The organism is Sphingomonas sp. NPDC019816 (assembly GCF_050274375.1).
Lineage (GTDB): Bacteria > Pseudomonadota > Alphaproteobacteria > Sphingomonadales > Sphingomonadaceae > Sphingomonas.
Genome location: NZ_JBNNOB010000117.1, coordinates 1 through 11,768, shown reverse-complemented (window position 1 = coordinate 11,768; position 11,768 = coordinate 1). Strand labels below are relative to the sequence as shown.

8 protein-coding genes are annotated in these 11,768 nt (G+C 64.7%); 5 read left to right on the top strand and 3 right to left on the bottom strand.

The features are described from left to right. Window positions 1–459 precede the first annotated feature (459 nt). Window positions 460–1,701 (top strand): plasmid replication protein RepC, encoded by a 1,242-nt coding sequence (repC, locus tag ACQKJZ_RS14910; RefSeq protein ID WP_066689897.1) that lies wholly within the window; start codon window positions 460–462, stop codon window positions 1,699–1,701. A 359-nt stretch (window positions 1,702–2,060) separates the two neighbouring features. Next, the gene (locus ACQKJZ_RS14905) at window positions 2,061–2,336 is read left to right on the top strand and encodes a hypothetical protein (protein WP_056433691.1); all 276 of its coding nucleotides are present in this window, start codon (window positions 2,061–2,063) and stop codon (window positions 2,334–2,336) included. Here ACQKJZ_RS14905 and ACQKJZ_RS14900 read toward each other — a convergent pair. From ACQKJZ_RS14900 to parA, 3 genes are all read right to left on the bottom strand, one after another. After that, window positions 2,303–3,220 (bottom strand): lytic transglycosylase domain-containing protein, encoded by a 918-nt coding sequence (locus ACQKJZ_RS14900; protein WP_066689898.1) that lies wholly within the window; start codon window positions 3,218–3,220, stop codon window positions 2,303–2,305. The two genes, ACQKJZ_RS14905 and ACQKJZ_RS14900, sit on opposite strands and share 34 nt — an antisense overlap. A 702-nt stretch (window positions 3,221–3,922) precedes the next feature. Next, the gene (locus ACQKJZ_RS14895) at window positions 3,923–4,174 is read right to left on the bottom strand and encodes a plasmid partition protein ParG (protein WP_056433695.1); all 252 of its coding nucleotides are present in this window, start codon (window positions 4,172–4,174) and stop codon (window positions 3,923–3,925) included. After that, window positions 4,171–4,800 carry a ParA family partition ATPase gene (parA, locus tag ACQKJZ_RS14890; protein ID WP_056433696.1) on the bottom strand — a complete coding sequence of 210 codons (630 nt, stop codon included), beginning with the start codon at window positions 4,798–4,800 and terminating at the stop codon, window positions 4,171–4,173. The genes ACQKJZ_RS14895 and parA overlap by 4 nt, the downstream gene beginning before the upstream one ends. 151 nt (window positions 4,801–4,951) lie before the next feature. Here parA and ACQKJZ_RS14885 point away from each other — a divergent pair, with 151 nt between their 5' ends. The 3 genes from ACQKJZ_RS14885 (at window position 4,952) to ACQKJZ_RS14875 (ending at window position 11,680) form a co-directional block, all read left to right on the top strand. Next, window positions 4,952–5,791: a DUF7146 domain-containing protein gene (locus ACQKJZ_RS14885; protein WP_116462936.1), complete on the top strand. Its 840-nt coding sequence runs from the start codon at window positions 4,952–4,954 to the stop codon at window positions 5,789–5,791. A 62-nt stretch (window positions 5,792–5,853) separates the two neighbouring features. After that, on the top strand, window positions 5,854–10,083 hold the full coding sequence (locus ACQKJZ_RS14880; protein WP_285139221.1) for a strawberry notch family protein: 4,230 nt from the start codon (window positions 5,854–5,856) through the stop codon (window positions 10,081–10,083). A gap of 160 nt (window positions 10,084–10,243) precedes the next feature. After that, window positions 10,244–11,680, top strand: a complete 1,437-nt coding sequence (locus ACQKJZ_RS14875) for a ParB/RepB/Spo0J family partition protein (RefSeq protein ID WP_427731938.1) — start codon at window positions 10,244–10,246, stop codon at window positions 11,678–11,680. The last annotated feature ends 88 nt before the right edge of the window (window positions 11,681–11,768 follow it).

The following is an 11,768-nucleotide window of genomic DNA, read 5'->3' as shown; positions in this document are numbered from 1 at the left end:
TCACTCCGCGCTCGACTACATCAGCCCCGCGCAGTTCGAACGAACCGCGTCACGCTGAGCAAATGCCTCTCCACTTAAGCGGGGCAAGTCCACTTTGCCTTGCCGCGTAGTCGATACCACGAACTTATCGCCGCGGGCGTAGTCGATACCACGAATCTTTTCCGGCGAGCGTAGCCGATACCACGAATACTCGTGGTTTCTTAACCTTTGCATCTGCGGCACTGTGCTCGGGCGACCTTCCGTCGCATTTTCTGGAGCTATGACCGTGGCCACATAAACGAATGCCCGGCACGAAGGCCGGGCACCCTGGAACCGTAAGATGGGCAGCGTCGCCAAACGCTGACCGGTCCGCGATAGGCCTCCCATCTAGACGATCCTGACACCTGGTTCAAGGGAGCGCGATTCGCGCCACGCACGAGTTATGCCTGCTGACGGTCCCTCCATCCGAGGGGGCGAACGATGAACTATACGCAAACGGCTTTCACCGGCCGGACCGGGGCGCGGCCGATCACGGCACTGACGCGCGAGCTCACCCGGAGGATGAAGGTCGTCGACGAGAGCGCCGTCCAGATATCCAAACAAGACGCTCGCAGGGTCGTGAAGGCGCTGAAAGGCGCGATCGCGGTCAGCAACGGCGCGATCGAGACGCTAATGGATCTTGTCCAGCTCACCTGGGAGGCCGACTGGGCCGCCGACCGCCCGCTCGTCGTCTGGCCGAGCAACCAACATCTTGCGGACGAGGTCAGGAAAACCGTTGCCTGCATCAAGGCGCGGCTGCGTGAGCTGCGCGCCGCAGGCTTGATCCTCGCGCGAGATAGCGCCTCGGGACGTCGAAGCGGTTTCCGGAACCGTGACGGCGTCATCGTCGAAGCCTACGGCCTCGATCTCTCCCCCATCCGGCTGCGCTATGCCGAGCTGAAGGAAGCCGGCGATCGCCTCAACGCCCTCTATGCGCTCTTCAAGAGCGGCAAGAAGGAGATCGCGCGTGTCCGCCGGATCGTCGGACAGGCACTCGCGCAGGCCGCTGATCTGAGCCTCACCGGACCGCACTGGATGGCACTCCAGGACGCGATTGACGAGATCGCGTTTGCTGCGGCGCAGGCCAGGACTATGGGCGACCGCGAAGGCTACCAGGCCGCGCTCGACCGTCTTCCTGGCGTTGAGGATCTCGTCGGAGAGACCATCGATCGCTTCATGTTTACAGAGGAAAATAACCCGTCGGGGTCATCGGTATCACCCGACATACACATACAAACCATTCCCTCTGAAAATACCGTACATGCTAAGCGAGAATGTAGTTCTGACCCGGAGGTGAGCCTTCCCGATCAAGCGGTGCTGCCCCCCTCCCCTTCTCAGAGCAGCCTCAAGGTGCGGCCTTGCGACCTCGCGGAGATGTTCCCGACAACCTCGATGTATCTGACGGAGGCCCGACCGCGGTGGCCGGACGTCCATAACGCCGCGGCGCGGCTGCGGCATGACCTTGGCATCCGTTCCGGAACGTGGGTGGATGCAATCGATACGCTGGGCCGGGACGGCGCTGCTGTCGCGGTCATGATCACCGCGGAGAGAGAGGCGCGCAATGAGATCCGCCTTACAGCCGGGGCTTATTACGCTGGGATGGTCGCGCGGGCGAAGCGCGGCGAGCTCGACCTTCAAAAGAGCCTATGGGGTTTCAGGACCGAGCGAATGGCTGCGCATTGATGGCCAACCCCTGCCAAGCTAGCAACGAGAGGCCTCCCGCCCCTCGCCTGCTTCTTCCAATCAGGCAGGCTGTGAGGTGGCCGGAGACGCATTCAGCTCGAAGCAGTGTCCTTCTCGGCATCTTCTCGGCGACCCAGAAGGACGAACGCCGCGAGCGGTACGGCGGCAATCGTCGCCATTGCGGTGACAACGATGGGCCACGTTCACGCCTGGGCGATCCGCTGGTAGTTCGTCTGAAACGGGAGCCCCGCATCGATCCCGTCGGCCACGTAGAGCACTCACGCGTCCGGCCAGGTTGGTAACTTTGCACCCACAAGAGGGTTAAGCGATCGTCAGCATCTTGCTGCTAGGTGGTCGATATGCCCCAAGCGACACTCCAGGCCTGGCTCTCCCTCTATGCCGCCGTCGGCGTCATGGTCGCGATGTGCGCCGTCTTCGCGGTCATCAAGACCGCCTATGACTATCGCACGGGAAATAGCCGGCTCCCTACCACGACCATGCTCGACAAGGTCCTCGTCGCGCCGCGGCTGTGGGTTCGTTGGCAGCTCAACTACCTCCTGGGTGCACCGGCTATACTCGGGATCGCGATCTACTTTGCCCATTACCTCGGGTTCGGCACGCTCGTCGACGTGTAAGCCAGCAGCTGGACCCCCCTGCCCCGCCAGCCTGCCGCACTCGGCATCGCGGCGGTTTGCACGGATGCGGCTCGATAGGCACCGCTGCTCCACCCCTTGGTGATCGCCGCAACGTAATCGATCGTCTCCCTGAAGGGTGGGATCCTTCCCAAGGTTCGTACCCTGCCAGGGCCGGCGTTGTAGGCCGCCAGTGCGAGATCGACGCGCTTGAACTCGTCCAGGTGAGACCGAAGGTATCTGGCCCCTCCCCTCAGATTGGCCAGCGGATCTCGGGAGTCGAGAACACCCAGGCCGCGAGCCGTGTCGGGCATCAACTGTGTCAGGCCTACCGCGCCCTTGTTTGAGACGATCAGCGGATCGTAGCGGCTTTCCTGGGCGACGAGCGCATCGAGTAGCCCGGTAGGCACGCCAGCCTCACAGGCGACGGCGGAGATGAGAGGGAAATAACGCGCTCGGCGTGCCTCCTGCCACGGAGCCAAATCTCCTCGCGGACGGTAAGGCGTCATCGAGCAAGCGGCCGGACTGTACATGTAAGGCGCGACGACGCTCTGAGCGACCTGAGCCGCACCCGTCATCACCCTCCCCGTCTGCATCCAAAGCGGAATCGCAATCGGCGGGCTTGGAACGTCCGTGGTCGTATGTGCTTGCTCGGCCAGGGCGATGCTCCGGAAGTCATCCTGTAAGGCTTCCGGCGAAACGCCCTGCTGCTCGCTTGATGGTGGAAGTGGCTTCGGCGCCGTGCGGCCTACATCAATCACCACACCGTCAGCCAAATCACGGAATGCGACCAGTTCAGCTTGCCGCTGGGACGCGTCGGCAGGGCCGAGGGCGACGGAAGCCGCGACCAATCCTGTGACTAATCTCAGCGCGCCGGGGTGCTTCATTTGTCGAAACAGCCATCGGACGGAGGCATGGTCAACGTGGAAAAAAATTACCCTGCCCGGGAGGAGAGCGCATCGGGAACCCGACTTTGCGCTTAAACAGATTTACGACGAAGCGCATCTACTGAAATGCGGGCGACATCACTGTCGAAGTGGCTATGCTCCGCCGTCCGCGAACATAGTGACGGAGGAAGGCTCGCCAGCGAGGAATGGGTTGGACCAAACCCTGGACGCGCCGTCATGCCAGACCCGAAAGGGCACGCCGGCGAAGATGGCGAGGACGGTCGAGCCGTTTGAGAGAGGAACGGTGCGTTCGATGCGTTGCCCCCCTGCCCGGCTCTTCTTCGTCGCCGAGCCGCTTAGCTTTTCGCCAACCGTGGCTGTCCACGTCTCCCCGTTCGATCGGAACGTGATCGAGCGGATGCGTTTGCCTGTCGGCGCCGGTGCACACCCGCAGGCCAGCGCGAGCTCATTATACGCTTGCTCTTGGTCCTTGGCCGGAACGCCCGGCACGAAGAAGGTGGACCCCTGCCCTGTTGCCACTCGCTTGAACCTTTCATCGAACCGGATGCTATTCCGCGATCGGGGGAAAGGGGGATCGCGATAGCCAAGAACGCCATTCAGACAACGCATTTACGGAAAAGCGGTGATACAGAAAGACACATCGCCGGCTTTACGGCGACACGCCGACGCGCAAAGGCGGAATTACGGCGTTTCGTATTTCTGTACCAACAGATCTCGGACCTCGTCAGCGATCTTCGTTCCCCGCATCGCGCACTGTGACTTGATCGTGCGATGAAGGCTCTCCGGTATGTCGATCGTCAAACGCTTCATCTTGACGTCCGCGGCGGGCGTTTCGGCAAGCTTCTCTGCTCCGGCTCCCACCCAGGCATCGGCGCCAGCGGCGGGAGGCGCGCCAGCCGTTGGGCGTCGGCCAATCGTCACTTTCTTGGTCATGCCACAAGCTCCATTAGTTCGGCCCGTACGGCCTCGATTTCCGCTGCCGCCGCACTCTTGCCGTCGATCTCGAAAACAGCGCGCCCAGTGGCCGCTGCCTCGGCAAACACGACGCGCTGGACGATCTGCGCCGTCATGGTCGGGATCTGATATGCTGCCAAAGCCTCAACCACGTCGCGCCCAATCGCCGTTTTTGCGACTTTGCGATTTACCACAAATGTGGCCTTCAGGCTTTCCTTAAAAACGGACGCTTCGACGATAAGCTTGACCACCTCGTCCGCGGCCCAGATGTCGTAAGGCGAAGGCTGGACAGGGACCAGCACCACATCCGCCGCCATGATCGCCGATCGCGCCAGCTCGGTCACACGAGGCGGTCCGTCGATGACGACATGATCGTAGCCCTGGCCGATCTGATCCAACTCTTTGTGGATGGTCGGTCGAGGGAAGCCGACCACCGAGATCATCGGCTGCTCCTCGCGAGCCGCAGCCCAGTCGAGCGAACTGCCCTGGGGGTCGGCGTCGATCAGCAACACGCGCGAGCCGTCGCGTGCGAGGCTTGAGGCCAGGTTCACGCTCAGGGTCGTCTTTCCGACGCCGCCTTTCTGGTTGAGCAACGCAACGATCATGAGAGGGACCTTCCGTGGAAACGTGTAATCGTAAAACCTGCAAAACGTAAAGCCGTCTTATCGGCTTGCCGCTTCGTCGTCTACTCGCAAACCCTGCGATGTGCTTTTCTGTAGGAGGGAAGAGGGCGGGAGGGGGTGAAAGGAGACGGGAATGTCCCTGATCGCTCTCAGACCCACCCAGCGCGTTGTCGATATCGTGGGTGCCCTCGGCGGCACCTGGCGGGGCTATATCGCTACCTGCCGCTGCCCAGCACACCAGGACAGCGATCCCAGCCTGTCCGTGCGCCAGGGGCACGACGGCATTCTCGTCCATTGTTTTGCCGGTTGCGATCCGGGGGACGTCCTGCGCGAAATCTCCCGCCTACGACCCTCCGGAAGCCATCAGCCACCGCCCGCCCGGCACCGCCCTGGCGGGAGCAACGTCGGACGGCTCTGGGAGGAGGCCCTTCCCGCGGACGGTACGGCAGCCGCTGAGTATCTCGACGGGCGGGGCCTGCGCCTGCCACTCGACGATATCCGCTTTCATCCACGCTGCCCGTGGGGTCCAAAGCCTTCCACGCGCTTCCTGCCGGCGCTCATCGTAGCGGTCCGAGAGGGCTCCCACCTCCGTGCGATCCAACGTATCTTCCTCGACACGACGAACGGTGGTTACCTGGACAAGGTGATGCTCGGCGCTCCCGCTGCCGGTGCCTGGCAGGGGGGCAGGGCGGGGGAGACCCTCGCCATTGCCGAAGGCTTCGAGACGGCTGCGGCGTTCACCCAGATCAATTGCATACCATGCTGGGCGACGTTGGGGGCGGCCCGCCTTGATCGCATCCAGATCCCGAGCAACGTCACACGACTGATTATCGCCGAAGACAACGATCCCGAAGGACGGCGCGCGCGCAGCAAGGCCTGGCGAGCCTATCGGGAGCGTGGGCTTGCGCTCGCCCGCATGCCACCGCCGGAACAGTACGGCGACTGGGCCGACGTGCTTAGGCCGAGGAGCTGAGAAGGGGAGGGGGAGCGGGGGAACTGAGCTGCAGCACGCAGACAGTTCTGGAGACCCACCCCATGACCGACCTGTTCGATCCCAAGCATGACCGCGCAACCGCCTGCACCGACGCTGCCCGCATGCTTTTGCCGCTACTCGGCGGACAGACGAAGCTCAGCCGACGCGACCTCAACGAGGCGATGGTCCACGCCTTCGGTGGTTCGGACGCAGAGGGGCGCTGGACGCAGCGCGAGAGCTTCGAGGTGCTCGAGCATGCGCTGGCGCTCCATCTGGTGAGCGGTTCGCAGCCGCTCCAGACCGCGGCCGACCTCCCACTCGCCCTCGGCTTGCTCGATCGCCTGCCGACGCAAACGGTGCGCAGCGAGGAACAGATCGACTGGCAGCAGTTCTCGACACCTGTCGACATCGCAGCCGTGGCCGTCCTGCTCGCGGCTGCACGACCGACGGATGTCGTGCTCGAGCCCAGCGCCGGAAACGGACTGCTTGTCGCTCAACTGTCGACGATCGCCGCCCTGCAGCTCAACGAGATCGATCCGGCGCGGCGGGCGCGGCTCTCCGCCACATTTCCCCATGCCGTCGTCTTCGGTCATGACGGGGCAACGATCGGCAGTACGCTCACAGCTTTGCAGCGCCCCAGCCTCATCCTCATGAATCCGCCATTTTCGCGTTCGGTCGGTCGCGGTGCCGACGCGCTCGCCGCGGTCCGCCATCTTCAAGCCGCGCTGAAGCGGTTGCGGCCAGGCGGGCGCCTCGTTGCCATCATGCCGGACTGGTTCGCCCATTCCGCACGGATGGCCGATATCTGGACGACGACACTTGCGGGAACGGCCCTTCGCACCTCCATCCGCCTCACGAACGGCTACGGAAAGCACGGCACCGGCGTCGCGGTTCGGATCTACGTGATCGACAAGATCGTGGGCGACATCGCAGGGGTCACGATCGCTCGTCGGAACGTGGCTGAACTGGTCGACCTGCTTGTCATTCCCGATCGCGCTGCCCTGCAGGAGGACAACGCATCCTCGGCGGTCAAGCGGGGAGGGGCGGTGTCGCTCCTGCGAGCGATGAAGTCGCGCCCGGCTGCCGCGCCGCGCATCTTCCGGGCGCCGACCCGCAACGAGGTGCTACCGATCGGCTACAAGGTGCTCGACACGCCAGCGCCTATCGCCGAGCAGGTCGGGGTCTATCTGCCGTACCGGCCTAGCCGCATCGTCTTCGACGCGGCCGGCGAGCATCCGACCTCGCTGGTCGAGTCTGTGGCGATGGGCTCGATCCCGGCTCCCATCCCCTCGCACGTTCCGCACCTGCCGGAGCGCACCGTGTCGGACCGCCTCCTGTCGTCGTCGCAGCTCGAAACCGTCGTCTACGCGGGGCATGCCTGGACGCAGTTCATCCCGGGGATGTTCTCCTGCGACAAGGAAGGCGTGGGGCTCGTCCTCGACGCTGCCGGTCGGCAGTATCGGAAGGGCTTCTTCCTTGGCGATGGCACTGGGGCCGGCAAGGGGCGCCAAGTCGCTGCCATCATCCTCGACAACTGGCTCGCAGGGCGTCGCAAGGCGATCTGGGTGTCGAAGAACGAGGCGCTCCACGCAGATGCGGTTCGCGACTGGACGGCGCTAGGCGGTATGGCCGCTGACGTGCAGCCGCTGTCGCGCTGGAAGATCGATGAGCCGGTGACGATGAGCGAGGGCGTGCTGTTCGTCACCTATCCGACCCTCCGGTCGGGTCGGGGTGACGCAACGCGGCTCAATCAGATCATCGCCTGGGCGGCCGACGACTTCGACGGGGTGATCGCCTTTGACGAGGCACACGAGATGGGTGGCGTCGCCGGCGGGGAGGGTGCCATGGGCACCAAGGCGGGCTCACTCCAGGGTATCGCCGGCGTTCTCCTCCAGAACCGTCTCCCGGCCGCCCGCGTGCTGTACGCGTCTGCCACCGGTGCCTCAGAGGTCAACAACCTGGCCTATGCCGTCCGGCTCGGTCTGTGGGGACCCGAAACATCCTTCGCCGATCGCGAGGCATTCATCTCCGAGATCCGTCAAGGCGGCATCGCCGCCATGGAGCTCGTCGCCCGCGACCTCAAGGCGACTGGCCTCTACACGGCGCGCGCGCTGAGCTTCGCCGGCGTCGAGTACGACATCCTGCGACACGAACTGACCCCCGATCAGATCGACGTCTACGATCGATACGCCGATGCCTGGGGCATCATCCATCGCAACATGGAGAAGGCGCTCGAGATCACCGGCGTGGTCGACGCGATGGACGGTGCGACCAAGAATGCCGGCGCCAAGGCGGCAGCGCGCTCCCGGTTCGAGAGCTGCAAGCAGCGCTTCTTCGGCTCGCTGCTCCTCTCATGCAAGCTACCGACCGTGCTTGCGGCGGTTCGCCAGCATCTCGATGCCGGGCAATCCGTCGTCCTTCAACTGGTCAGCACCGCCGAGGCGATCCTCAACCGTCGCCTGGGTGAGCTCACTCCCGACGAGCGCGCCGAACTCGATATCGACTTGTCACCGCGCGAAGCGGTTATCGACTATCTGACGCGTGCGTTTCCCGTCCAGCAGATGCGGGACTACCGCGACGACACTGGCGAGGTGCGCTCGCGCCCGTTGATCGACGACGACGGTCACGCGGTCACCAATCCGGAGGCCGAAGCCGCGCGGGACGATCTCATCGAGCAGCTCTGCGCTCTCCCGCCGATCGCCGCGGTGCTCGATGGCGTCCTCACCTACTTCGGCCACGACGCCGTTGCCGAGGTGACGGGTCGAACCAAGCGCCTCGTCCCGGCCGCGAACGGCACCCAGAAACTCGAGACGCGATCGGGCAGATCGACCCAAGCCGACGCCGCAGCGTTCATGGCCGGCACCAAGCGCATCCTCGTATTCTCCGACGCGGGCGGAACCGGCCGGTCGTATCATGCCAGCCTCGACGCCCTGAACCAGGAGCAGCGTGTCCACCTCTTGCTCGAACCGGGCTGGCGCGCCGATCGCGCGATCCAGGGGCTCGGACGTACCCATCGCACGCATCAGGCCTGCTCCCCGCTGTTCCGCCCTGTCACCACCGACTGCAAGGGCGAACTGCGGTTCACCTCGACGATCGCGCGCCGGCTCGACAGTCTCGGTGCGCTCACCCGCGGCCAGCGCCAGACCGGTGGACAAAACCTGTTCGATCCTGCCGACAATCTCGAAAGCGAGTACGCCAAGGCCGCCCTGATCAGCTGGTATCACCTCCTCAAGAGCGGGAAGCTGAAAAGCACCAGCCTCCAGGATTTCACTCATCGCACCGGCCTCGAACTGACCGATCAGGATGGGGTCATGAAGGAGGAACTCCCGCCCATTCAGCGCTGGCTCAACCGCTTGCTAGCCCTGCCGATCGGCCTGCAGAACGTCATCTTCGACGAGTTTCTCGCGCTGGTGGAGACACGCGTTGCGGCCGCTCGGGATGCCGGCACCCTCGATGTCGGGGTCGAGACCATGCTGGTGGAAACCGCGACCGTCCTCGATGATCGCATTCTGCGAACCGACACAGTTAGCGGTGCCACCTCGCATCTGCTGACGATCGAGGTCGCTCGTCGTCGCCATCCGGTCTCGCTCGACCGAGCGCTGCGTCTCGCCGACGCCGACGACACCGCGGTCTTCGTAAAGAACGCCAAGTCGGGAAAGGTCGCCCTCAAAACCCCGGCGCGTGCCGGAATGACGGAGGACGGCATGCCCGTGCTGCGCATCGAGCTGATGCGACCCACCCGCCGCGAGTACCTAGCTGCAGACGACCTCTATGAGACCGCCTGGGAGGAGTGCGCACGCGAGACCTTCGCCAAGGCGTGGGCGGAAGAGGAGGAGCAGGCGCGCAATCACGTCGACACAGAGACGATCCGACTTGCAACCGGGCTCCTCCTGCCGATCTGGTCCGCGCTGCCCAGCACACATCTGGCGGTCAGCCGTATCGTCGACGCCGAGGGACGGTCGTGGCTTGGCCGCATCGTGTTCCCCGGCGACCTGCACCAGCTCTTCGGCAAGCTCGGGCTCTCGGAGGAGACCTCGCTCACACCCAGCGAGATCGCGCGGGCCGTTGAGAACGGCAATGTCATCCCGCTCAAGCGGCCGTTCGCCTGCGAGATCAAGCGGGCACGCGTGAACGGCCTCCCGCGGATCGAGATCGTCGGTGCGCCCGCCGGCCAGCTTGCCTGGCTCAAGTCCCTCGGCTGCTTCACCGAGGTGATCGCCTACAAGACACGCGTGTTCGTACCGGTGCCCGAGGCGACCGTGATCCTGCAGCGTGTGCTTGGCGATCGATGAGAGCGGAGCCTCTTTACCGCCAACGGCGTCCGGGATGCGCCGCCCGCGCATGAGCGCGGGCACCGGAGCGATCCGGACAAGGAAGGAAAGGGGGAGCGGGAAGGTGTCCGGTTTGGGTGCGGCGAGACGTCGCGCGGCCGGGCACCTGATGGAGATGACGATGACCCAGACCGTGCCACTCGCGAAGCTGAAGCGCTCCGAGAAGAACGTCCGTACCACCCCGCCCAGAAACATCGAGGCAATGGCCTCGAGCATCCGTGCGCGCGGCATCATGCAGAACCTGCTCGTTACCGCCGCACGGCCCAAGGGAACGTTCGAGATCATCGCCGGCGATCGGCGTTATCTCGGCGCGATGATGCTCGCCGACGCTGGCGAGATCGACGCGGCGACCTACGGCGTGCCGGTCAAGATCGTCTCCGGCGACGACGCGGACCTGCGGGAGGTGTCGCTTACCGAGAACTTCCAGCGCGAGCCGATGACCGCAGCGGAGGAATGCGTCGCATTTCAGCATTTCCTCAAATCCGACGGTGACATCGACGCCGTCGCGAACCGGTTCGGCCAGACGCGACGCTTCATCGAGGGCCGGCTGCGGCTCGCCAATCTCGCCGCACCCATCTTCGAAGCGCTGAGCGAGGGACGCATCACGCTCGAGATGGCCAAGGCTTACGGCTCCACCGAGGATCAGGCCAAGCAGGAGCGCGTCTTCCAGCAGTACGCCCATTCTTCCTACGTGAATGCCGATCAGATCCGCCGCGCGATCGTGAACGACACGATGAAGGCGAGCGACCCGATCGCGGTCCTCGTCGGCGCCGACGCCTATGTGGCTGCCGGCGGCAAGGTCGAGTGCGACCTGTTCAGCGAGGACGGCGATCGCTGGTCGGATCCGGAGCTTGCGCAGACGCTCGCGGCCGCGATCATGGAGGCCGAGGCGAAGCGCGTCGGCGAGGAGCAGGGCCTCGCCTGGGTACGGCCGATCGCGACCACCAGCCTGTACGGCGCGACCGCTGATCTGCACCGCGTCACGCTCGAGCCCGCGCCGCTCGGCGAGGATGAGGCGGCACGCTCCGACGCCATCGTCGCGCGCTGCGAGACCCTCGAGGAGCTGATGGCCGACGAGGAGATGGAGGAGACGGCGTACGCGGCTCTGGAAGAGGAGTTCGAGCGGCTCCGTGAGGAATATCAGACGCTGCACTCGCGACCGCCCGTTCTTTCTGACGAGTTGAGGGGCAAGGTGGGCACCTTCCTGACCCTCGGTCGCGACGGCAAGATGATGCTGGAGACCACCTACTTCAGCGAAACGCCGCTCCAGGGATCGGCCGGCGACGGCACGTCCGGCTCGACTCGCAGCGCTCGGGACACCTCGTCGCTTCCGCCCGAAGCGGTTGCTCCCGGTGGCAAGCCGCTGAGCGCACGCCTCCACGACGAGCTCGCGGTACAGCGTCGCGACATCCTGGCGGCATCGATCCTCGCCGACCCCGGCCTGGCCCTCGACTACATGCTGTTCGCGATGAGCGATCAGAGCCGCAGCTACAGTCGCTATGGCACCACCGTCACTGCCGGTCGGCCGCAGGATCCTCAGATGCCCAAGGAGGGGTGACTACACGAAAGTGACGTATCTGCACGCTAAGGGCGAACAAATCCGGTACGATGCCAGCAGATGCTATTCGCAGGCTTTCCTGCCCCTT

Coding starts and splice junctions, on each gene's coding strand:
- ACQKJZ_RS14905 (WP_056433691.1), top strand. CDS start 2,061: ATGCCCCAAGCGACACTCCAGGCCTGGCTCTCCCTCTATGCCGCCGTC.
- repC (WP_066689897.1), top strand. CDS start 460: ATGAACTATACGCAAACGGCTTTCACCGGCCGGACCGGGGCGCGGCCG.
- ACQKJZ_RS14900 (WP_066689898.1), bottom strand. CDS start 3,220: ATGAAGCACCCCGGCGCGCTGAGATTAGTCACAGGATTGGTCGCGGCT.
- parA (WP_056433696.1), bottom strand. CDS start 4,800: ATGATCGTTGCGTTGCTCAACCAGAAAGGCGGCGTCGGAAAGACGACC.
- ACQKJZ_RS14895 (WP_056433695.1), bottom strand. CDS start 4,174: ATGACCAAGAAAGTGACGATTGGCCGACGCCCAACGGCTGGCGCGCCT.
- ACQKJZ_RS14885 (WP_116462936.1), top strand. CDS start 4,952: ATGTCCCTGATCGCTCTCAGACCCACCCAGCGCGTTGTCGATATCGTG.
- ACQKJZ_RS14875 (WP_427731938.1), top strand. CDS start 10,244: ATGACCCAGACCGTGCCACTCGCGAAGCTGAAGCGCTCCGAGAAGAAC.
- ACQKJZ_RS14880 (WP_285139221.1), top strand. CDS start 5,854: ATGACCGACCTGTTCGATCCCAAGCATGACCGCGCAACCGCCTGCACC.